At 36.8% G+C, this 22,264-nt stretch carries 17 protein-coding genes; 6 read left to right on the top strand and 11 right to left on the bottom strand.

The features are described from left to right. Nucleotides 1-217 precede the first annotated feature (217 nt). A complete protein-coding gene (locus JAZ75_RS08355; RefSeq protein WP_165902355.1) occupies nucleotides 218-391 on the top strand; it encodes a hypothetical protein in 174 nt (57 codons plus the stop codon). Between the two features lie 12 nt (nucleotides 392-403). Here JAZ75_RS08355 and JAZ75_RS08360 read toward each other — a convergent pair whose 3' ends face one another. Both JAZ75_RS08360 and JAZ75_RS08365 read right to left on the bottom strand, forming a co-directional pair. Then, nucleotides 404-1,117: a LytR/AlgR family response regulator transcription factor gene (locus tag JAZ75_RS08360; RefSeq protein WP_132769566.1), complete on the bottom strand. Its 714-nt coding sequence runs from the start codon at nucleotides 1,115-1,117 to the stop codon at nucleotides 404-406. Next, the gene (locus tag JAZ75_RS08365) at nucleotides 1,114-2,064 is read right to left on the bottom strand and encodes a sensor histidine kinase (protein ID WP_208701167.1); all 951 of its coding nucleotides are present in this window, start codon (nucleotides 2,062-2,064) and stop codon (nucleotides 1,114-1,116) included. Before JAZ75_RS08365 ends, JAZ75_RS08360 begins: the two co-directional genes overlap by 4 nt. Before the next feature lie 361 nt (nucleotides 2,065-2,425). Here JAZ75_RS08365 and JAZ75_RS08370 point away from each other — a divergent pair, with 361 nt between their 5' ends. After that, nucleotides 2,426-3,409 carry a hypothetical protein gene (locus tag JAZ75_RS08370; protein WP_208701169.1) on the top strand — a complete coding sequence of 328 codons (984 nt, stop codon included), beginning with the start codon at nucleotides 2,426-2,428 and terminating at the stop codon, nucleotides 3,407-3,409. A gap of 70 nt (nucleotides 3,410-3,479) precedes the next feature. On the opposite strand, the gene JAZ75_RS08375 is transcribed toward JAZ75_RS08370, so the two are convergent. The 3 genes from JAZ75_RS08375 to JAZ75_RS08385 all read right to left on the bottom strand — a co-directional run bounded on the left by JAZ75_RS08375 (nucleotide 3,480) and on the right by JAZ75_RS08385 (nucleotide 6,329). Further along, nucleotides 3,480-4,223 (bottom strand): DUF2490 domain-containing protein, encoded by a 744-nt coding sequence (locus JAZ75_RS08375; protein ID WP_208701171.1) that lies wholly within the window; start codon nucleotides 4,221-4,223, stop codon nucleotides 3,480-3,482. A gap of 163 nt (nucleotides 4,224-4,386) precedes the next feature. Continuing rightward, nucleotides 4,387-4,938, bottom strand: a complete 552-nt coding sequence (locus JAZ75_RS08380) for an outer membrane beta-barrel protein (protein WP_183917681.1) — start codon at nucleotides 4,936-4,938, stop codon at nucleotides 4,387-4,389. Nucleotides 4,939-5,276: 338 nt separating this feature from the next. Continuing rightward, nucleotides 5,277-6,329, bottom strand: a complete 1,053-nt coding sequence (locus JAZ75_RS08385) for a hypothetical protein (RefSeq protein ID WP_208701173.1) — start codon at nucleotides 6,327-6,329, stop codon at nucleotides 5,277-5,279. Nucleotides 6,330-6,540: 211 nt separating this feature from the next. Between JAZ75_RS08385 and JAZ75_RS08390 the strand changes: the two genes are divergently transcribed. After that, nucleotides 6,541-6,921 (top strand): DoxX family protein, encoded by a 381-nt coding sequence (locus tag JAZ75_RS08390; protein ID WP_208701175.1) that lies wholly within the window; start codon nucleotides 6,541-6,543, stop codon nucleotides 6,919-6,921. Nucleotides 6,922-7,164: 243 nt separating this feature from the next. Continuing rightward, entirely contained in the window at nucleotides 7,165-8,262 is a 1,098-nt protein-coding gene (locus JAZ75_RS08395) for a mechanosensitive ion channel family protein (RefSeq protein WP_232789385.1), read from the top strand. A 157-nt stretch (nucleotides 8,263-8,419) separates the two neighbouring features. On the opposite strand, the gene JAZ75_RS08400 is transcribed toward JAZ75_RS08395, so the two are convergent. The 6 genes from JAZ75_RS08400 to JAZ75_RS08425 all read right to left on the bottom strand — a co-directional run bounded on the left by JAZ75_RS08400 (nucleotide 8,420) and on the right by JAZ75_RS08425 (nucleotide 17,108). After that, nucleotides 8,420-9,607, bottom strand: a complete 1,188-nt coding sequence (locus JAZ75_RS08400; RefSeq protein WP_132840765.1) for a TlpA disulfide reductase family protein — start codon at nucleotides 9,605-9,607, stop codon at nucleotides 8,420-8,422. A 56-nt stretch (nucleotides 9,608-9,663) separates the two neighbouring features. After that, a complete protein-coding gene (locus JAZ75_RS08405) occupies nucleotides 9,664-11,082 on the bottom strand; it encodes a RagB/SusD family nutrient uptake outer membrane protein (protein WP_208701177.1) in 1,419 nt (472 codons plus the stop codon). 12 nt (nucleotides 11,083-11,094) lie between these two features. After that, the gene (locus JAZ75_RS08410; RefSeq protein WP_208701179.1) at nucleotides 11,095-14,571 is read right to left on the bottom strand and encodes a SusC/RagA family TonB-linked outer membrane protein; all 3,477 of its coding nucleotides are present in this window, start codon (nucleotides 14,569-14,571) and stop codon (nucleotides 11,095-11,097) included. 14 nt (nucleotides 14,572-14,585) lie between these two features. Beyond that, nucleotides 14,586-15,683 (bottom strand): FecR family protein, encoded by a 1,098-nt coding sequence (locus JAZ75_RS08415; protein WP_208701181.1) that lies wholly within the window; start codon nucleotides 15,681-15,683, stop codon nucleotides 14,586-14,588. Between the two features lie 62 nt (nucleotides 15,684-15,745). Beyond that, nucleotides 15,746-16,309, bottom strand: a complete 564-nt coding sequence (locus tag JAZ75_RS08420; RefSeq protein ID WP_165902356.1) for an RNA polymerase sigma factor — start codon at nucleotides 16,307-16,309, stop codon at nucleotides 15,746-15,748. Nucleotides 16,310-16,706: 397 nt separating this feature from the next. After that, nucleotides 16,707-17,108: a hypothetical protein gene (locus JAZ75_RS08425; RefSeq protein WP_132840774.1), complete on the bottom strand. Its 402-nt coding sequence runs from the start codon at nucleotides 17,106-17,108 to the stop codon at nucleotides 16,707-16,709. A 527-nt stretch (nucleotides 17,109-17,635) separates the two neighbouring features. On the opposite strand from JAZ75_RS08425, the gene JAZ75_RS08430 reads away from it, so the two are divergent. Both JAZ75_RS08430 and JAZ75_RS08435 read left to right on the top strand, forming a co-directional pair. Next, nucleotides 17,636-19,258: a tetratricopeptide repeat protein gene (locus tag JAZ75_RS08430; RefSeq protein WP_132840776.1), complete on the top strand. Its 1,623-nt coding sequence runs from the start codon at nucleotides 17,636-17,638 to the stop codon at nucleotides 19,256-19,258. A 206-nt stretch (nucleotides 19,259-19,464) separates the two neighbouring features. Beyond that, entirely contained in the window at nucleotides 19,465-22,251 is a 2,787-nt protein-coding gene (locus tag JAZ75_RS08435; RefSeq protein ID WP_132769529.1) for a TonB-dependent receptor, read from the top strand. The last annotated feature ends 13 nt before the right edge of the window (nucleotides 22,252-22,264 follow it).

Raw genomic sequence — 22,264 nt, forward strand, 5'->3', positions numbered from 1 at the left:
CAGAAGAGGGGCATGTATTCAATTTCGTATAATAATCTAGCCTTTTGGTATAAAATTCAAATCTGGTAAGTCCATATCGAGTAGATTTGTTTAACAATGCTCTATTCCGGTTTGATAGAGTCAGAATAATTTGGTTAAAACTAATTCAAAGAACATGGTTAAGCAGGTATTAATTTTTAAGAGTTCAATAAAAACAGTAGAGAGCAAAATTTTTTTGATGCAATTATTGCAATTGAATATGCCGGAAGTGTTTTCTCCTACAGTAGATCTTGACGATGAAGATTCGATTTTTCGAGTAGAAACAGCTGGCTGTTCTATTGATCGGTTAACCAATTTGTTGGACAGCCATAATATTCGAGTTGATTTATTGGAACGCTTTGATGTTGCCTAATCGGATGAACTCTTATAAAAGACCGCTTGTATATTTTTGGAAAAAATCGTTGCGATAGATTTCTCCTATCGGTATCTCTGCGTCGTCTATGTAAATGGTATGACTATCAAAAGAATCGATAAATGACATATTGATCAGGTAAGATTTACTTACCCGGATAATGAGTTCGGAGTTCAGTTTTTGATGGATTGTTTTTAAGTTCATGGCTGTGATCAGTTTGTTGTTGCGAGTATAGATCACGACATAATCTTTTAGGGCTTCAATGAATTTGATTTCATCAAAGGTGATTTTATAATATTTTCGATCTGATTTTATCAGTATAGAATTATCATTGCTGGCTTCAAATGTGTTTTTCTGTTCATGAAATGTCAACAGTTTTTGGTAAGCGATTGCTTTCGTTATCGCTTTTGCTAGTCGCTCCTTTTTGATCGGTTTTAAGAGATAGTCAATTGCGTCAAGTTCATACCCCTGCAATGCATACTGACTATATGCTGTCGTTAAAATCACTAATTTATCTGTAGGCAATGACTGTGCAAAATCAAGACCATTGATGGTCGGCATTTCAATATCCAGAAATAGCAGATCAACAGCATTATTTTTTAAAAATTCCATTGCCCCAATAGCGCTGGAAAATTCCCCTACAATCTCAAGGGCTGAAATTTCTTGTACCAGATTGCTCATTTCTTCACGAGCGAGAGGTTCATCATCAACTATAATACACTTCATATTGGGATCGTTAGTTTTACGCTATATTCCGTTTCTTGAACAGTAATATTTAACTGATAATCGTCTTGATATAACAATGCTAACCTACGTTTAGTATTGGTGAGGCCCAGCCCACTATATTTTTTGTTAGGATTGAGGGCAAGTTTTGGATCTTTGGAATTGCGGCATTCAAAGTGAAGCTGCCCATCACTTGCCATGAAGGAAATATGAATAAAGGACGTTCCTTCTGTCGCACTTAAACTGTATTTTATAGCATTTTCGATAAAGGCCGTAAAAATATGCGGAGGTAAGAAAATATTTTTTTTAACGAGTTCAGGTTCACATTGTATGGTCGTTTTCAAGTGATCTCTTCTTATTTCTTCCAATTTTAGAAAATTGGTTATAAAGTTTATTTCTCCAGTTAAAAGTGTTTTATCGTTATCATTTTCGTAAAGCTGGTATCTTAAAAAATCCGATAGTTTGATAATGACTTCCGTTGCCATTTCAGGATCTTTACGTATCAGTGCTTTGACATTATTCAACATATTAAACAAAAAGTGTGGCTGTATCTGGTTTCTTAAGGAAGTTAACTCAGTTGTTAGGGCCAGATTTTTGAGTTCAGATATTTTCTTATTGTCTTTGATCCAACGATTAAAAAGTTTCAGTGTTGTGGTTGTCAAAATAATGGGAATACTGACTAAGATCCCGTTGAAAAAATTCATGTTTTGCCGCTTATCAACTTTTAAATTTGCAGCCGTTATAACATGCATATAATTGGAAACATACATGACGATCAGTAAACTTCCAATAACCAATAAGATTAATAATATTATATAGATCTCATACCTTCCCTTGAAAAAAAAACGTGGTATCAGCAGATACATATTGATGTAGAACATACATACAAAAACGATCCATACTGATAAATGTAGATAGGTTTTATATGGATCAGATAGCTCTGTCTTCATGTCTGAATTGAAAAAAAGCAAAAGGAGTCCCACTATAAATACGCTGTGGCGGAGGACCCTATATTTTTTTTCGGTCAAGTAACGTATGATTATTCCATTTTTAAAATCTTGCATCAGTTCTTAGTAATAATGTTACTGTATAGGAACAAAAGTAATTTTTTTTGAGCCTACTCTAATTTCTTTTATACCAAGAGTGCTTTTTTTTATACCAAAGTAATTGAAGTAGTATGGTGTGCGTTCTATATTATTCTAAGAAAGGATCTTTTGTATAAAATAAAGGGCGTTTCGTCTAAAATGTATTTTTCATATCCACATTTAGGATATTCTTGTACCGTTTTATCAACCATTTATCCATTGTTATATGTTAAAAAAGATTTTGCTCATATTTGGAATAGGCATTTACACTTTTATTACCAAAGCCCAGACAAAAGACAGTATCCCAGACAAAGTCCGTGCTATTATTGCGGATAAATTTCCGGCGATCCGCGTACTGAATCTGGAGTACGAAATTGTTGGTGGGTTTAAATATGCTTCAAAGTATTTAAAGAATCCACTTCCTAAGGGAGAGGTTCAAAATATGCATCAAGCGAATGCCATTATGAATGTCAACTTGATGAAGAGAAAAAATTGGACTTTAGGAACGCTTGTGGGGTATCGGCATTTTTCTGTAGAGCTGCTGCAACCTGATTTGAGTACGCGGCAAATATATCAGGAGAAGCAAGATTATCACTATCACCATGAATCATTAAATTTTACTTACTACTCAAGATTATTTGGAAAAATGGCTATTTATAGCGCGAGTTTGATGACTGATGGAAGTGAGAAAGGCTTTGAACGTGTTCGTGGTATGCTGATGGGAAACTTGGTTCTAAAAGCTACCCGTGAGGTGCAGATGACCTTAGGTGTGGTCGGTTTATTGGATCCAAGTGCCCTTGTACCTGTGATACCTACTTTTACATATAAGAGACAGTATCAACAGGGCTGGGTGGTCGATGTCGTGTTGCCGAAAGCCGTTTATCTTCGTAAAAGTATTTTGGGTAATGGACGTGCATCTTTTGGATCGGAGCTTGATAATAACACCTTCTATATCTATGATTTTGCTGGATTATCGAGCGTCCAGATCTTCAATCAGATGAACTTGAATTCAGGGTTGCTTTATGAACACAATCTGGGACGTTCTTTTATAGCTATGGTCAAAACCGGGATGAGAAATTCGTTAAGATCTCGAATATCAGAGAAAAACAAATCTCAGAACGATTTTATTTATGAAGCATCTACGGATCCATCTTTTTATTTTAATGCTGGTTTATCGTTTAATCCTTTTGCAAAAAAACGCGTTAATTAACACGAATAATCCGTGAATGATATAAATGGAGCATCATATGCTGCCTTTTTAAATCAAAGAGCGCTATCGTTTATAATCTGAGGTAAGCTGCGACCTGTATGATATTATTTACAGTCTTATTATTTCTTCCTAGGCTATATTGATTCATGTAACCTGCTTCTATATCAAATTTTGGATTTACCCGCCATCCTAATGCTAGGTAAGCTCTGTTTTGGTCAAATAACTTACCATTGGTGGAATTTTGAATATGTGCAAAAATTTCATTTTGCAGTGCAATGAAAGCACCATCAGTAAAACTAGTGTTTTCAGAAACAGGGACAATGGCACGGGTGAAATAGCGCAGTCTTTGGGCAAAATCGTAACGGTCCGTAACCAGCTCGTTTTGCTCAACAGTAGGTTGGCCCATAAAGCGCTGTTCTAATCTAAAACGGTGCTGTAGTGTGGAAGGACGATTTAGAACGGTAAATTTTTGGTTTATAATAAATTGCTCCCATATGCGGTGTTCTGGTACCCAGCCATGGGTAGCGCTAATATTTCTTTGGTTTCCGATGTAGGCATACCCTAAAGTGGCAATCATATTGTTCTTGATATGATAATTCAATCCCGGTCGGATAATAAAGGATTGTATGTCTTTGAGTTGATCTGTACTTCGAGCTTGTCCATCAAAATGTATGCTGAACCGGGGATCTATTTTGTAAGTGAAAAATGCGGCACTCCAACCTGTAAATGTCTGCTGTGTCTGTGCTTTTAAAGGACCACTAAATATGAACAGGAAGATCATGCAACTCTGAAGAAGAAATAATTTAGATAGCATTATTATAAAAGTTTGAATTGGTTTATTAAGTTTAATATTTAAATCTGTTAAGTATCCTTATCCTGAATGGAAAAATAAACAAATTTATTTTACATCCGATTGAAAACAATCACATTTAGATGAACTTTAACCGAGAATTTAGACACATCTTTTTATAAGGCTTCTAGAAAAGGTTCCATTTAACGCCTATTTGATATTGCGAAATACTCGTATTCCAGTTGTGGTATACACCGGTTTTTCTTTCTACATTTCGATATCGGAAATACAATTTTCCCAATTCTAATCCAAAAGTGTAACCCATTCGGGAGCCTCTATTAAATGCCTCTTCTCCATTATTCAGTAGATATTTATCTTCATTCAACAGTTTATTGAATTCGAGGCCACCTAATAATGCAAAATTTGATGTTAGGTCTAACTTAAATAATACAGGGAAATCAAAGAACTGGAGGGCCTTGTTTCCTTTTGAAATACCGTTAACCTGATCCACAGTTTCAGCATTTGTTCTGACACGTGTTACATTATAGGTGGGCTCTACTTGGATAGCCATGTTAGGTCTAAAATGATAACTTAGTATACCTCCGACTTGAAAACCTATCCGATTTGCTGAACGAAATGATAGTCCATCTGCATGAGATAAATTTCCACCTAATTTTATTCCTGCTCCAATTTGGGAAAAAACCTTCGCAGTAGGTACTAAAAGTATTAATAGGAGCACTAGTAAAGTTAATCGTATATTTTTACACATATACAAAAGTACCTTTTCTAGATAGCTCAGCTTACTGACTTTTGTAAAGATTTGGTCAATAAGTTGGGTTTTTAATAGGTTATTTTCATTTTTTACAGTTAATAAAACTACAGTAAGACCAGTTTAGTCACATGGAAAAACAACTGGATGACTTTGGATAACTGTTGGCGCTTTAGGTATTAATTTACTTCCCTTATAATCAATATAGTCTTACTGATAGGTATCACTTTTGTCGATAGGAGACCAGATCATGTTTAAACTTTCCAATTATGTGCTCATCTTCATTTAATTTCAACAATTTGTATTGTTTATTTCTTTCGTATTAAATACATGCTCTGACTATTGGAAGAATAGAATGCGAACCCATGGGGTGAAATATAAAATGTTGGTCTAAAATGGAGTGCTGAATAATTTGCTTCTAACACCGTATAGAATCGATTTTTGTAATCGTCAAATCTTTCTTTCTCTACAGCGATATGGGGCTCAAAAAAATTAAAATCACGATCTCCGATCTTTGTTTTAAAGAAAGCTTTCCCGCGCCAGTTTTTAACACTATATCCCGGACTTCCACCACCAATATTGTGGCTGTATTTTAATTTTTCCTCAGGGTGAAAATGTAAAAAAGTAACGTTTTCGGGTAAATAAGGATCTTGTTCGCCAGTCCAAAAAACATCGTCACGGTAACGACCGGCATCTTCACTGCTATCAATGCTTCTATATGCTGGTATTTCTTGCCATAGCATCTGCCATTGTTCATCCTGGTAAAAGAAAAACTGCATGTAGTAATGATCATTTCTAGTTACATTTTTTAAAAACCAATATTTGCCATCTTTTTTCGCGCTTGCAATTTTTTGATTTATTTTTTCTCCAGTCCAACTCAAATCTTCATTTAAAACTTTAAAAGCACGTGTGGTGGTATCGCCATCCTGTGGCCAAGTGGTGTAATAGGCTTTTTCGTCATTGGTGAAAATGATGAAATCATCAATAAATTCTGGCCAATATTTATTTTGGGACAGGTGTAATGTATCTTCTGTAATTCCTTTACTATTTATTTTATAATAAAGCATATCACCTTGGGTCTCATCATTTTTTTCTGCATCGCAGGATACGATCAGTTGGTCATTCACAGATGGAAAGATGCGAATGGGATTAGGTGAACTGGAACGAGTGACTTCAGTTTCACAGAACAGTTTCACTTCGAAAATATCGGAATGATACTTTTCGTTAATTTCTTCAAAATTAGCATATGCCGCATCTAAGGGTTCGTTGTTCCGCTCTATAATTCCATCGCAGGAAGTTAAACTGGATATGAAAAGGATCGTCGTGCTTAAAATTGAAGTGAAAAGGGTTGTTTTATTCATGTGATTTAATTTAATCATTATACCTGTCATTTAAAATGAAGCCAATGGTAGAAAAGAATTTTTTGGTTTTGTAAATTCGTTGTTCCCGCTGTCGCAATTCACCCCTTATAATGTCGTTTTTGTAATCTGTTAATTTAAGCAAACCCTTGCATCTTTGTCATATCAATATAAACAATTTTGCAATATAAATAATTCATAAATCTTCAAAAACATGAAAAAGAATAAATTAATCTTTTGGATAGCTACAGCGATCCTTATTATCTGGGAGGGTGTCATGCCTCTTGGTACGCTTTTATTTGCGCCACAGTATGTTAATGCTGGAACTAAACCGTTAGGATATCCAGACTACTTCGCTTATGCACTTATTATCTGCAAAATGCTCGGAGTAATAGCCATTTCTTATCCTAAAACTCCAAGTAAATTGAAAGAGTGGGCCTATGCCGGATTAACATTTAACCTAATTTTTGCTTTTATTAGCCATGCAATGGTCGATAAAAATATTGGATTTATGCTGTTGCCACTTGTTATACTTGCTATACTTATTATTTCTTATGTATATGGCAACAAGACGTATGGTCTTGTAGTAAGGTGATAAATCTTATTACACGATGTCAATAATAAGTGAGAACTGTATTTTCTTCAATAGTAGATAAGCCGATTCAAGTAATCGGCTTATTTATTATTGTCGGTTAATGCTTTTCGGTGAATTGAATATATTCGTTGCGGTCTCTAAATCAGTTGGTTTTGTTCCTTTTTTAAAATAAAACAAACGTTAGGCCAAGCATACCGTTATACTTATAGTACATAATAATGGTAGCATAAAAAAAGAAAAATAATGATGAACGAAGAATTAATTCAACTTTCACAAAAATTTCCGGCTTGGATATGGAATACTGCATTTATACTGTTTTCCTTTGCACTCGGGATCCTCATTAAAATTTTATTTATCCCGATTTTGCGTTATCAGGCGATTGCACAGTCATCTTATTCCCTCTTTCGGTCTTTTATACGGCGATTTAATAAGATTTTGAGTCTTTTTATTCCCTTGGTTGTTTTTAACAGTTTGTTACCTTTTACGCGTTTCAATACCGCCACATTGCATATTGTCGGTAAAATAAATGAAATCTTACTGATCAGCTTTTTTGCTGTTGTTCTGATTCAGGCCATAAAAGTTTTTGAAGATTATTTATATCATCGTTTTGATATCAATAAAGAGAATAACCTGCGTGAAAGAAAAATTAGGACACAGATTGTTTTTATTCGAAAGGTCTTCATTACTATTATCATCGTTGTGTCTTTTGCCATTATTTTGCTAAGCTTCGAAAGTATGCAGAAGATAGGTGCTGGACTGCTTACGGGTGTCGGAGTTGGTGGTATAATCATTGGTTTTGCCGCTCAGAAATCTCTTGGAAATTTATTAGCAGGTTTTCAGATTGCTTTTACACAGCCCATTCGGATGGATGATGTGCTGGTCGTTGAGGGCGAGTGGGGTAAGGTCGAAGAAATCAATCTGACTTATGTCGTGGTTAATATCTGGGATAAACGCCGTCTGGTGCTGCCGATTACCTATTTCATCGAAAAACCTTTTCAGAATTGGACGAGAACTACGGCAGAGATTTTAGGAACTGTTTTTATTTATGTTGATTTCGCGATTCCTGTCCAACAATTAAGAGAAAAATTAGGCTCATTGCTTATGCATCATCCTTTGTGGGATGGTAAGGTCAATGTCCTGCAGGTCACTGATCTGAAAGAGCGAACGATGGAGATTCGTTGCTTAATGAGTTGCCGAAACTCGGGACAGGCTTTTGATCTTCGCTGTTATGTAAGAGAAGAGATGATGAGTTATATAAGGACAAATTTCCCAGATTGTCTTTCTAAATCGAGAATTGATTATGGCGCTGAAGTTAATAGAAGTGAACTAAGAGGAATGTAGCAGTTTCATTTTCTAATCTATTCTCTTTCGTGTAAGTAGACTATGGATTACGTATAAATATTTGCGAACTGTATTAAGAAGGGTTATTTAATTGATGAGCGGTATACCTAGATCGTATACCGCTATCCATTGACATGTAATTAAGGTAGGTAATTTTTTATTGAATAAGCTCAGCTAAAGCTTGGTCTAAACTAGCACCACGCATAGCATGTTTTACGATACGTCCTTCATTATCAATTAATAATGCATAAGGAATTCCTTGGATATCATAACTTCGGGCGATTTTGCTATCAAAACCTGCAGGGGCATTGTATTGATTCCAATTCATATTTTCTTCAGACATCGCTTTTTTCCAGTCTTTGTCCTTTTCGTCAAGTGAGATACTGACAATGTCAAAACCTTTGTCTTTCCATTCTGAATAAGTATGTCTTAAATGAGGGATTTCGCCACGGCACGGACCACACCAAGAAGCCCAAAATTCTAACAAAATGTATTTCTTATCTTTTGGAAATACAGATAACAGCTGTACTTGTTTACCTTCCTGATCCATAAGCGGTCCATCGATAATTTTAGAACCTATTGCAGTTGCTCTAGCCTTTGTGATCATTTCTTTTAAATCAGTATACGCCCTTTTACCATTCCAATAGGGGGCGAAAATAGTAATCAGCTCATCCATCTGATTCCGGGATAAATTATCTTCCCCATAGCCCATGATCATATAGCTGGCCTCATCTAATGAAACCCGGGCCTCAGGGTTGTTTTTGATAAAATTCCATTTTCTTTCAAAAATATTCTTTTTAAGAGGGGCGATCTCCTTTAAGATCGCTATACCGCGTTGGGTGTTAAACTTTTCTTCCAAGGATGGTGTATAATACTCACTCATATAGGCTTGATCAAGACGACTGATTTCTTTTCTTTCGTTTTGGTTCAGGTTGCTAAGTTGATCTGCAAGGCTCTGTGCTTTTGAACCTTCGATTACTGGTTTAACCTGTGGAAGATTTGGTCGGTAGTAAAAAGATGGTAAACTATCAATATCTCCCGTTAAATTAATACGGCCTTGATCTAGATAAAACATACTCGCCTTCCAAGTCGATTCTTCAGCTTTTGCGGTAGGGGCAATAGTCATTCGGATCAATTCGGCTTCTGGAATTTCACCTTTGATCTGGAATGTATTATTTTTAATGACCGCAGACCCGATGATGCGCTGGTCACTGCCTCCTAATAATTTAACGAGTTGACCATTGGCTTTTTGGCCTTTAATTTTTCCTGTTAGCGTAAATTGTTTTTGAGCAATTGAGAGCAAAGTCAAACTGCTCAAAGCAAGGGTTAATAATGTTTTTTTCATTGTTATAGTTTATTTTTAGAGATCATCATTTTATTGAAATCGCACAACGCCACTTGTTATAAAGGGTTTTGTTTTAATAAATTATTTCCAGCCAATGCGGATTGAGGTATCGGTAAAACCAATTGTGAATCGGTTTTAATACTGGATTTTATGGTATTTAATGCGAGGTTTTTTGCTTTGTAAAAACGAACAAAATCAAACCAGTCTTCGCCATTTTCAGCAAAAAGTTCGAGAATCTTATGTTTGAAAATGTGATCTAACAGGACTTCATTTTTTAATTTTGAAACATAATCTGGAGGGTAGCCTGCACGTGTTGCCACTGTCTGGAAGCTTTCCCGGCATAAAATGTCATTGCCATTGCGAATTGATGCTTCGGCAAGTATAAAATAAATCTCACCTAATCGTAAGATCATCTGGGTATTATGTTTTCCAGCTCCATTTGATGAGTAAGGGTATTTTCCATTTCCCTGGGCTCCGGCTAGAGTGGGATTAAACATGAGGTAAAAACGTCTGTCATAGCCATTTCCTGTTGTTAGATTACCGTCAGATTCTGATCCTTGAAGAGCGTCAGCCATACGTTTTGTGTAGTCGCTATATGTTGTTCTGGATACCTGATCAGAGACTGTTTCTGTTGAACCGGATGTGTAGGTTGCAAAAAGTGCTTCCGAAGATTCAAACCCATTCGTAAATATGTGGCTAAAGTTTTCTTCCAATAAGTATCCTTTATTTTGTGCCTCATCGATCACTTCTTTGGCAAAATATGCCGCTTCAGCATATTTTCCCATATGCAATAATACTTTTGCTTTAATGGCCTTGGCCGTTGTTCTGGTTACATAATAATGTAGTTCTTGATGTTCTGGTGCCTGGTTTATAGCGTCGTCAAGATCCTGCATAATAAAATTGTAGCTCTCCTGAACATTTGCTCGTGGAGCAGTTTCTGTTCCTTCGAAAGGTTTATTTCTCAGTACAATACCATAGGGTGAATTCAGATCAAAGAAGTAGCCGAAATGACGTAAGAGCTGAAAATGGGCAAGCGCACGCTGCACCTTACATTCAGCGATAATTTCATTGGTACGTTGTGCCGGCATCCCCTTGGCATCGCCACGTTCCATTAACATAATTAAGTTATTGGCCGTATTGATAGTCAGATAGGTGCCCTGGTAAATATTGGATAATGCTATATTGTTGGCCTGGATACTGTTGTTGATAAATTCTTGTCCACCTGTCACGCCCCCACCTTTACTGGCTGTGGTTCCAGATAAAATAGACATATAGGGACGAAATGACGCTATATTAAACGTTCTCCAGCTTTTGTAAACACCTCGGAGTACAGCTTCGGCCGATTCAGAATTGTAAATCACATTGTCCGTTTCCATCTTGTAATAGGGTTTGATATCGTCAATGTTGCCAACCATTGAGCAGGCATTTAGACTGCTAACAGCAGTAATAAAAAAGGCTAAATATTTGATGTTCATATCGATGTTGCTTTAAAAGGATGCTTTAAGACCTAGTGAGAATGTTTTAGACATGGGATAGCTATCATTGCTGGAAGTATTGGAGACAATGGAACTTCCTACAAATTCAGGATCTAGACCGGGCCATTTTGTACCGGTCCATAGATTTGATGCTGATGCGGATACCGTGATCTGGTTCATCTTCCATTTTTGTAAACAGTCATTTGGAAGTGTATAGCTTAAACTGATATTTTTTAGACGTAGAAAAGAAGTTTCATAAACCAATCGATCTGAAGTACGGGAATTTGCGGCCGGATCATAATAGGTTATTTTAGCAAAATGAGCATCCGTATTTTCGGGAGACCACATGTCGTTATAGATTTCTTGATTAAGATTTTGGCCTAGTATGCCGAATAGACTGTTCTGGAAATCATCCATAATCGCTTTTGCTCCTTTTGAATATTGAAATACAAACGATAAGTTGAAATTTTTATAGTTGAGGCGGTTGTAGATACCTCCAAAATATCTGGGTTGCGCAGTAGCAATGACTGTGCGGTCATCTGTATTGATAACGCCATCATCATTTAGATCCTGGTATTTGTAGTCTCCAATGCCCGTCGCGATATTTTGATAATAACCTGTAGGAGATTGACTGTTAAGAAGATCAATCTCTTCTTGGTTATTGAATATTTTCTCGACCAAGTATCCCTTTCTTGTACCCGCGGGATAGCCCTCTAAATAAGAATCGACAGCATATTGATTAATATTGGCACCGTGTAATTTTTCAATTTTGTTTTTATTACGTGCAATATTAAAAGAAAGTTTCCAGTTGAAATCTTGTTTTTTAATGATATCATAACCCAATTCCAGCTCAAGACCGGTATTGCTCATGTCGATGATGTTGGCATAATAAGTATTTGAACCTGCCTCAAGTGGTACAGGTGCGGGAGCTAATGCCCCGGTTGTATAGCGGTCATAGATATCAAAGCTACCAGTGAGACGATTTTTGAATAAAGAAAAATCTAACCCGGTATTGTATTCACGTGTTTTTTCCCATTTTACGTTCCGATTAGGCACATTTGGGTCGAGTACTATGGCGGGTTTTCCACCCCAGAGGTCATTTGAACCACGTACAAAAAACTGACGGTATAAAAAGTTAGCAATATTGGTTGATCCGGTATTTCCCCAGCTGAGACGTAATTTTAAATCATTCACCCAGTCTATATCGTACATAAACTGCTCTTTATTGATTCGCCATCCTAATGAGAGCGAAGGGAAATATGCGCGTTTATTTCCGGGGCCAAATTTAGAGGATTCGTCTGTTCTGAAATTGGCCTCAGCTAAATATCGATCCTGGAATTTATAGCTTAATCTGCTATAAATGGAGTTTAGGCCCTGGTCTGTACGGAAATAATTAAAATAAATATCTCTTGCCGCTGAACCGGGATCCGTCAAGATTTCATTGTCAGGGAATTCCTCATAACTGTGCGACTCGCCGCTGTTTTTGTAACGGTCGAAGCCCATACCGACCATTATATATAGCTGGTGTTGCTCCTTTTTCCAATCGTAATCGAGGCGAAAATTGAGACTTGTATTGCTGTTATTTGATGTATTGGTGTTGAGTGTCGCATATAGGTTGGATCCGTATGCCGAAAAATCATCTTGAGCATATGTCGGAGAGAATATCTGTGCTCCACCATTGTAGGATGCTACACTGATATCGGTATGGAGTTTTAAATTTTTAACGAACTCATATGTCGCGTAAGCAGCTCCTAAGAATTGATTGATATGATTTGCACCTCTATTATTGAGCTGTGCCAGTGGATTGGCCAATAGGACAGGAGCACCATACATCAATGTCCCGTCTATGGATGAAAAGTTTCCAGCATTGTCGTAAGCCGAAATGTCAGGCCTTACAAGCCATGGTTTTGTTTGTCCTTCCGAGAACAACTGCTGACCATATTTTAATCTGCTGTAAGCGTAACTTAATGAGGCGCCTACTTTCAGTCGTTTATTGATGTCACTATCAAAAGCGATACGGCTACTATACCGCTTTAGACCATTATTAATGTATAATCCTTCTTGGTCAAAAGCGTTAAAGTTGAAGGCTAGGTTACTGCTTTCAGACCCGCCATTGAGCGAAACGTTAAATTGAGAGGTACGTGCATTTTTGTTACGAATTAATTTGGTCCAGTCGGTATGGCCATCATAAAATGCACCTTCGTTTAATCCATCAAAACGATAAGTAAGGGGTGTACCAAAACCATCATCCTCCAGAGGGGTTAATTTGCCCATGATCTCCATTGCGGGTATCTGGTTGTAATAGGCCTCATATGGATCTATTTTTCCATTATTAATCCCATCTATGGTATTTTGAATGATTATTTTCTGTGCTTCTTTAAAATGTTCAACGGATAATGGGCTGTACATCTTCGTTGGATTGCTAATGGATTGTGTATAATCGGCAGCAATAATAAACGGTTTGTTTTTCTTGCCTCGATTTGTTTTGACAATAACAACACCGTTAGCGCCACGGGAACCATAGATAGCAGTGGCTGCGGCATCTTTCAAGATATCAATACTTTCTATTTCTGATACCGGGATATTGACCAGAGGATTGATGGTTGGAAAATCGGCAGATGGCTCAATAAAAAATGGAACTCCATCAATGACGTACAGCGGCTCATTGGTACTCCCTGATAATGGTGATGTAATACCTCTGATATTCAATTTAGCTGTCGCTCCTGGTGCTCCTGAATTTTGCGTTACCATCACGCCCTTTACGGCTCCGCCTAAGACTGATTCAAAAGTTGCCGCATTATTACTGAAATCGGCTAACTTTTGCTGATCAATCGACGATACTGCACTGGTGATGTCTTTTTGCTGTTTGCTACCATAACCGATAATGACTACCTGATCCAATTTAGCATCTGCAACAGTCATCTTCATCATCTGGTTGACATTTGCTCTATCGAGAACAATCAATGATGCGGTTGTGAAATAGCCGATATAGCTATAAGACAGTTGGTAGGTACCATAAGGCAATTCTGCAAAGATAAAACTTCCTGTATCGTCAGACATCGTGATGAGATCCAGACCTTTTCCAACAATTTTCACGGTTACTCCACGCATCGGCGCATTGTTTTCGGACTGTCTTATATTTCCTGAAACAGCTCCCAATTGCTGTTCTTTAGATTTAATGATGATGGTTTTATCTTGAATCTGGATCTGTAGCGGCTGTGTCTCAAAGATTTCGTTTAATACGTCTTTAAAATTAATCCTTTGACGAGAAATGGTTACCGGAATTGTGTTTTTTAAAACCTCATCTGCATATAAAAAGCGATATGAACTTTGTCGTTCTAATTGCTGAATAACCGATTTTAAGGAGCTGTTATGAACCTCAATCGTGACTTTCTGAGCATAGCCTGCAAGAGAAAACTGGATAAAAAAGGCTGTCAACAGCAATAACGTAAGATACCATCTTACATGATTGAAGTAATTTTTATTCATAAGGTTAGTATTAATTATTTTGTTTTTACATAGATCGTTTGATGCTCAATGGCAAATTTCACTTTATCGGTCATTTCCAATAACTGCAGTACTTGTTCGATATCTTGGTATTTTGAAATACTTCCTGTAAACTGGATCTGAGCGAGTTCTTTATTTTCAAAGGTTACTTCGATATTATACCATCGCGCTATTTTTTGCATGATGTTACCTAGCGGTACACTCTGGAAAATGAAGAGGTTGTCTTTCCATGCGGTACTTGAGGCGATCTTGGCTTTGGAGATTAGGATTTTTTCGCCATCAAATATGGATTGCTCTCCAGGTTTGAGTAAAACCTGCTCTTTTTCGGATGCTACGCTGACTTTTCCTTCAACTAGGGTTGTCGTGATATATTTATCATTGCGGTAGGCCTCGATGTTAAATTTCGTTCCTAGAACAGTAACTTCCTGTTCTTTTGACTGAACAATAAAGGGTTTGCTTTTATGCTTGGCAACTTCAAAATAACCTTCACCAACCATCTTGATGCGTCGTTCTGTTTCATTAAATCGGGAAGGAAACTCGATTTCTGACTCTGAATTTACTAAGATAACCGAGCTATCGGATAGGATGATTCGATATTGTCCGCCACGGGGTACGATGAGTTTATTATGTAAACCTGTTGTCGATGCAGTTTGCTTTTCTTCGTATGAAATCGTACCATCTGCAAGCTTTTTGATTTTGATACCGTTTGACTCCACAACACTACCGATTTTTAATTGGGTTAGATCCAATGAATCTTTTTGTCCAAGGATTAAAGTGGCCCGGTTGGTTCCCGGTTTGATTCGGGAGAGTTCCACTAAATTCGGTTTATTCGTTTGGGATACATAATAGATCAACACGGAAAAAGATAGAAATGCTATCAGTATAGCAGCATAGCGGTACAGGTTATTTTTTTTCTTTTGGATCGGATTCACACGATTCCAGCTCTGTTCCTTTATCGATTCATATTCGCCACTTGTTATGGCGTGTTTAAAATCTAAAGTGTTGTACCATGATTCTACGGTACGTTTTTCAGATTCCGTACACGTACGGTTTTTATAGCGTGTTAGTAAATCTATTATTTCCTGATCTTTCATCTTTGTTTATTAGGTCTTCTATAAACAAGACAAGACTAAAGTGCAAAGGGAGTAGATGAAAATCAAATTAAAGTAAGAAGTACATAATTAATTTTTTTCTTTAGGATCTTGAGTGCATTTGCGACTTGTTTTTTTACTGTCAGTTCGGAGATGGCCATTAGCTCTGCAATTTCCTTATGTGATAGTTCCTGATTTCTACTCAACAGATAGATCTGCTTCATCTTAAGCGGAAGTGCATCAACCTCATTTTGTATGATCTGCTCAAGTTCATTTTTATGGATGGTGCGGTCAGTTGTTTCTTCACAATAGCCTTTAAAATATTGAAACAGTTCTTCTCGCTCATCCTGTTTTTTGGTTTTGATATAGAAATTGATCACACTATTGCGTAGTGAGGTAAATAGGAAGTTGATGACTTTACCTTCGATATGAATCGTATCCCGCTTGTTCCATAAGTTCATGAAAAGATCTTGTGTCAGATCTTGAGCATCCTCCTTTAATTTTACTTTACGTAGTGCTTGTCCTAATAGTGGATAGAATAACCGGTCGTACAGGAATTGAAATGCATTGGCATTTCCGAGCTTGATAAGCTCGAAGAGTTGTTCATCGCTGCAGTTCTTGTATTCCATGAGGTTCATCAACAAATATAATATTTATTTGTATTACATAATGTAATGTTTCCTAAAACTGTAAATGGCATATTTTTAGAGCCTTATGATAGCTGTTGATAATAATATTGGATAAATACGTGAAAAAATCATCGGTAGTAAGTATTATAGATTTTTATTACGATCAATCCATTTGCAATGATTGCATATAATGGATCCATGATGACAGCCAGAGTAAGTACACTCAAAATTTTCCTGGCTTTATGTCTAACAGTTATGGGTATTACGAGTCGAGGCAGGTAAAGTAAAGTTTTTGCTACCGTTTTAGTAGTGGAACAACGAAAGTGCAAGGTACGCGAAAATCAGTACTTGAGCACGAAAGTGGAAGAATATAATAGTATTTACTTTGAAGAGATCGCTATTTAGATTGAACAATTTTTATGCCATCAAAGTAATTTCCATTTTGTAATCCAATCTGTAAAATCCTTTCACTATTTGAATTATTTCTTGTGAGACTAATAGTGATTTTATTACCCTCTTTTCTTTCTATTTGGAAATCTAGATTATTTACAACAAAATTTTTTGCTCCTACTTCGATATTCGTGATGTCCATACTCTTACCGTTGATGGAGATGTCATTTAGCCACCAATTTGTGGATTTAGTGGTAATGATGATGGAGCTTGCTTCAGAATCAAAATTTACTATTTTTTGAGAGAGTTTAATATTATCGTCCCAATCACCATCTATCCTATTTTTTTTACATGATATGGTACAAAATCCTACTAATAGGATCACTAAATAGAAGATAAAGTTTTTCATGTTAATTTTAAAATTCTTTTAATGTATCTAGTTTGCTGATTAATATTTTTTTATTGCTGGTGTTCTTATTAGAAATCTTCTTTCTAATCACTCGGTAAAACTGGATCAGGTTTATCACGATCACAATCCCATAAATTAAATGCAATATTATCATGTAGCTAAATTTAATGAAAATTTTCCTCATTTCTATTTGAAAATATTTTTATAGAGAAATATATAGATAATTTACTTGAAATTATTCTCTTCTAATGTATATTATTTGTTATCCTGGTAATTTATAAGAGTATACTGCCTATAAACCAGTTCTTCTATGGGGATGTGGTGTTGTTATTATTTAAAGGCATATATGTTCTGTTTAGAGATAGTTCCCTGGTGTCTTATAATATGCCTTTAACACATTTTACACGATGTGATGATCGATCTTTTTTGTTCTATGATGTTAAGTGGCCGTGCATGTAATGTGATTTAATATTCTGTTAACATGCTTCGTGTACATTTGCACATCAACATCAATTAGTTACTTGAATATGAGGATTTCTGATAAAATTATATTTTTAATACTATTTATAGCACAGGCATTTATCGTTGACACCGCACATGCACAGGTAGAATCGTTTAAAGATATTCGGGTGTTAAGTCAAAACTATCCTGATTCTGCGATTACGCTAGTCAAAAAGCGGTATGCTGAGGCGGTTGGTGATAAAGACTTGTTATTACAAGCCAATTGTTTACAGGCAATAGGGTGGTTATGTGTTAATCAAGGGCATTATGGACAGGCGCAAGATTATTATTTCCAAGCGGACCGTATCTACACCCAATTAAATGCGAAACAATTACTCGCATCTAATTGGAGTGATATAGGTGAACTCAATATTTTTAATAAACAGCATGATCTAGCTAAAAATTACTTTAATAAAGCGCTCCATTCTTTCAGAGCCGAGAAAGATAAAAATGGTGAAGCTGGTGTATTGGGCAATATTGGTCATCTATTCGAAAAGGTCGCTGATTATGATTCGGCATTCGTATACCAAATGCGGGCCTTAGCGATTTATAACGAAGAAGGAAATAAAAATGGCGAAGCTAAGATTCATGAGAATCTAGGTAGTATTTATGAAGATTTGGAACAGTATGATCGGGCATTTGATCATTTTGAAAAAGCACGTGACTTATATGATGAAACGCAAGACAACTACGGAAAGATTGTAGTGGTGAATAATATGGGTGATATTTTCAGGAAGACCGGCAAGTTTTCGGAAAGTATACAATTAACAAAGTGGGCTTTTGATATGGCAGAGAAATTGGGAGATGTGTATCAGATGTCGGCAACGACTAAAGATCTAAGCAAAACATATGCATTAAGCGGACAAATGGATAGTGCTTATGTTTATGCAGAGCGAAGTCGGAAGCTTGTGCTGGAGTTATATAGTGTAGATGGGGCTAGGCATACTGCTTTTTTTCAGGCACTTTATGATATGAATCAAAAAACAGAAGAAATTGAACAATTGCAGGTCACTAAAAAGATCAACTCCATTTTGTTGCTGGGAACTATTGTTTTTTTGATCTTGTTAATTATTTTATCGTATGTGCTGTATAGTCGTCAAAAAATAAAAATCAATAATCAGATGACCGAGTCGCGAAAGCAAGAAGCGGAAAGGGAATTAGCAGAAATTGCACTTAAAAATCAGTTGCTCGAAGATAAACAGCTTAAGCAGGAGCTGACGCTCAAAGAGAAGGAGTTGACGTCGCATACTTTGAATTTAATCCGTAATAACCAATTTTTGGAACAGCTCCGAGATGAGTTAAAAGTAATGGTTAAGGATGAACGACGGGATCAAAAAAAGCAAATGCACGATCTGGTTTTGCAGATCAATGAAAATATTACACAGGGTATTCATTGGAAAGAATTTATGGTGACTTTTGAAAGAGTACATCATAGTTTTTTTGAAAAACTAATACAACGGTTTTCAGATTTAACTGCTGCCGATATGCGCTTGATCGCATTGCTTAAAATAAATTTGAACAACACGGATATTGCTGTGCTTTTGGGGATATCACAAGATAGCCTTCGTGTGGCTAGACATCGCCTGAGAAAAAAGTTAAAATTGGAACAAGGTGAAGATCTTACAGGTTACCTACTCAGTATTTCATAATTTCTTAACATAACGATAACGGAATGGTAATGGCGTTTATTTTCCTATTAAACGTTTGATTAATAGTTGGTTGGTTGGTTTTGTTTCCTTGTTGTATAGTCCGTAAATCTCCTTGTTTCCTTGTTGTAACGCTTGCTATTTTGTGAAACTGAAATTGGATGTCATATTTGCTCAACGATCAAAGATTCATATATAATCTAAGCAAAATGAAAAATTTTTTAACGGTATTACTTGCCTCCAGCATTTCGGTCAGTGCAGCATATGCAACCAAGATCAAAGGTAAAGTATTGGATGGTCAAACCGGTGAAGCCATAGCTGGAGCCACTGTTTTTTTGGAACAAAGCGGACTATCTACCAAAACACAATTGGATGGTTCATTTGAATTAAAGGGATTGTCCGCAGGAAAGGTCAAAGTACATATTAGACATATGGCCTATGCCGAATTTACCCAGGAAATCGAAATTAAAAAAGAAGATACTCCCCATTTTATTTTTCAACTTACTTCTACAGATCAAAAATTGATGGAGGTAACGATCAAAGGACAGCGAAACGGCGGTGATGATGATCCCAGTGCGAGACGGCTGGAAAAGAACGCATCGCAGATCATGAATGTTGTTTCGGCTAGAGCTATTGAGATTTCTCCAGATATCACGGTCGCAAACGTTGTGCAACGCGTATCGGGGGTTTCTATAGAACGGAATTCTAATGGAGAAGGGCAGTATGCCATTTTAAGAGGTATGGATAAGCGTTATAACACGACCTTGGTTAATGGTGTAAAAGTACCAAGTCCAGATAATAAGTATCGCTACGTACCATTGGATTTGTTTCCTTCAGATATGTTAGAACGTCTGGAAGTATACAAATCACTTACACCAAATATGGAGGCAGATGCTGTTGGCGGTGTTGTGAATATGGTTATGAAAGCTGCGCCAAGCAAATTATTACTACAGGCTAATTTGGCGACGGGATATAGTCAACGTTATTTTAATCAGGACTTCGGAAGTTTCGCGGCCGGTGGAACTTCATCCAAATCACCTTATGAACTTCATGGTAAAAATTACAATGCGACAGCAGCAGATTTTAATAAAGGGGTATTAGACTATACCTATAAAAAACCTTCGCCAGATGTCGTTGGTAATTTAACTTTCGGGAACCGCTATCTGGATGATAAGCTGGGTATAATCTTGGGGGCAAGTTATCAAAATCTGCACCGCGGAAGCCGCTCTATTTTTTATAAATCTGCTGTGGTCGGCGTAAATCCGAATGCAGTTATTACTGAGCAACAAGATCGTCAGTATGATGAACAGCAGCAACGCTTAGGTCTACATAATAAAATCGACTATCGTTTTAATCCAAACCATCGTTTGAGCTTCTATCAAATGTATGTGAATCTGAATAATACGCAACTTCGTGATGCGGTCAATACCATCTATAATGGTCAATATGATCCTAATATTGGAAAGGCAGAATTGACCTATGTAACGCGAAGTCGAAAGACACAGCAACAGATCTATAACGGAACTTTGCAGGGTGATCATCGTTTTATGGACAATAGACTGAATGTAAGGTGGTCGGGTGCGCTGTCCTCTGCTAGTAATCAATTGCCTCAAAATACCACGATAAGTTTAGACGGTATTCAAGAGAATTTTGAGCGTAAGCGCACTTCTCTTGTTAATAAATCGCCTGTTACCTACCGTTGGGAAAGGAATACCGACAATGATTATGCGGGTTACTGGGATGTGGCTTATAAAGTGCCTATGGCAGATCGCAAATTGGAGTTATCTACAGGTGGGCTATATCGTGATAAACAACGAAGTAGTTTCTATAACAATTATAACCTTTCTCCTGCATCTGCGGAAGAGGCAAAGTATAGATATGGTGTAGATTTTCAAAATTATACGGACCTGAATTTGACCGTGACCAATCCGACAGGTGCCGTTGCTAATCCGTTGACTTATGATGCCAATGAGAAAACTACAGCAGTGTACGGGATGTTCAATTATGAAAGTGACAAACTCCAAATGATTGGAGGGATCCGTATGGAACATACCAATCAAGATTATAAATTACTGTTTCCTGCAGGGGAAAAGAGACCAGAAGGATCTCAAGTCTATACGGAATGGTTGCCAAGTTTGACCGTCAAGTATCATTTGAATGAGAAACAGCAACTTCATGCCGCTTATTATCGCGCATTGAATCGTCCCGGTTTTTATGAAATCGTTCCTTCCTCTGTCGTGAATGAAGAGTTCTTAGAAAGAGGAAATCCAGATCTAAAACATGCGCTTGCGGATAATTTTGATTTACGTTATGAATTGTTTCCTGAGGCTTCGTCACAATTTTTTGTTGGCATGTTCTACAAAAAGATTAAAAACCCGATCGAGTATACGTTTCAACCAGATGAAGTCCGCAAGCAGGATGTGTATTACACACCGGGTAACTTTGGTAATGCAAATAATTTTGGAATCGAAGTGGATTACATCAAGTACATCCAAAAGTTCGGGATAAAAGCGAATTATACCTATACACACTCGCGTATTACTACCGCGAAAATGTCACGTAGAATAAACGAAACGACACAAGATCCAGAACCTATTATTGTTGACCAAACACGTCCATTATATGGGCAGGCGGCACACATAGCCAATCTATCTTTACTGTATAAGGATGCGAATAAAGGCTGGGAGGGACAATTAGCGGGTTCTTACACTGGTGATCGCATCAATACTGTATCGCAGTTTTTGAATGATGATCTATGGCAAAAAGGATTTGTGCAGCTGGATGCTTCTATTGAAAAGAAATTTAAGGCGGGTTGGGCTATTTTTGCCAAAGCCAACAATATTTTGAATACTCCGATGGAACTGTATGTAAAGGGAGTGAATCCTGAAAATGAAAAGATTGCGGAGAAGCTAACGGAAGGTGGTAATACGCTTATCAGAAAAGATCTTTACGGTCAAAATTATATCCTTGGTTTGCGTTACTCATTTAATAAATAATCGGATAGCATCA

Source organism: Sphingobacterium sp. UDSM-2020, from assembly GCF_016132525.1.
Classification (GTDB): Bacteria; Bacteroidota; Bacteroidia; order Sphingobacteriales; family Sphingobacteriaceae; genus Sphingobacterium; species Sphingobacterium anhuiense.

What these genes read in the sequence shown, in the direction of transcription:
- JAZ75_RS08355 (WP_165902355.1), top strand. Translation starts at nt 218, where the DNA reads ATGCAATTATTGCAATTGAATATGCCGGAAGTGTTTTCTCCTACAGTA.
- JAZ75_RS08360 (WP_132769566.1), bottom strand. Translation starts at nt 1,117, where the DNA reads ATGAAGTGTATTATAGTTGATGATGAACCTCTCGCTCGTGAAGAAATG.
- JAZ75_RS08365 (WP_208701167.1), bottom strand. Translation starts at nt 2,064, where the DNA reads ATGAAGACAGAGCTATCTGATCCATATAAAACCTATCTACATTTATCA.
- JAZ75_RS08370 (WP_208701169.1), top strand. Translation starts at nt 2,426, where the DNA reads ATGTTAAAAAAGATTTTGCTCATATTTGGAATAGGCATTTACACTTTT.
- JAZ75_RS08375 (WP_208701171.1), bottom strand. Translation starts at nt 4,223, where the DNA reads ATGCTATCTAAATTATTTCTTCTTCAGAGTTGCATGATCTTCCTGTTC.
- JAZ75_RS08385 (WP_208701173.1), bottom strand. Translation starts at nt 6,329, where the DNA reads ATGAATAAAACAACCCTTTTCACTTCAATTTTAAGCACGACGATCCTT.
- JAZ75_RS08390 (WP_208701175.1), top strand. Translation starts at nt 6,541, where the DNA reads ATGAAAAAGAATAAATTAATCTTTTGGATAGCTACAGCGATCCTTATT.
- JAZ75_RS08395 (WP_232789385.1), top strand. Translation starts at nt 7,165, where the DNA reads ATGATGAACGAAGAATTAATTCAACTTTCACAAAAATTTCCGGCTTGG.
- JAZ75_RS08400 (WP_132840765.1), bottom strand. Translation starts at nt 9,607, where the DNA reads ATGAAAAAAACATTATTAACCCTTGCTTTGAGCAGTTTGACTTTGCTC.
- JAZ75_RS08405 (WP_208701177.1), bottom strand. Translation starts at nt 11,082, where the DNA reads ATGAACATCAAATATTTAGCCTTTTTTATTACTGCTGTTAGCAGTCTA.
- JAZ75_RS08410 (WP_208701179.1), bottom strand. Translation starts at nt 14,571, where the DNA reads ATGAATAAAAATTACTTCAATCATGTAAGATGGTATCTTACGTTATTG.
- JAZ75_RS08415 (WP_208701181.1), bottom strand. Translation starts at nt 15,683, where the DNA reads ATGAAAGATCAGGAAATAATAGATTTACTAACACGCTATAAAAACCGT.
- JAZ75_RS08420 (WP_165902356.1), bottom strand. Translation starts at nt 16,309, where the DNA reads ATGGAATACAAGAACTGCAGCGATGAACAACTCTTCGAGCTTATCAAG.
- JAZ75_RS08425 (WP_132840774.1), bottom strand. Translation starts at nt 17,108, where the DNA reads ATGAAAAACTTTATCTTCTATTTAGTGATCCTATTAGTAGGATTTTGT.
- JAZ75_RS08430 (WP_132840776.1), top strand. Translation starts at nt 17,636, where the DNA reads ATGAGGATTTCTGATAAAATTATATTTTTAATACTATTTATAGCACAG.
- JAZ75_RS08435 (WP_132769529.1), top strand. Translation starts at nt 19,465, where the DNA reads ATGAAAAATTTTTTAACGGTATTACTTGCCTCCAGCATTTCGGTCAGT.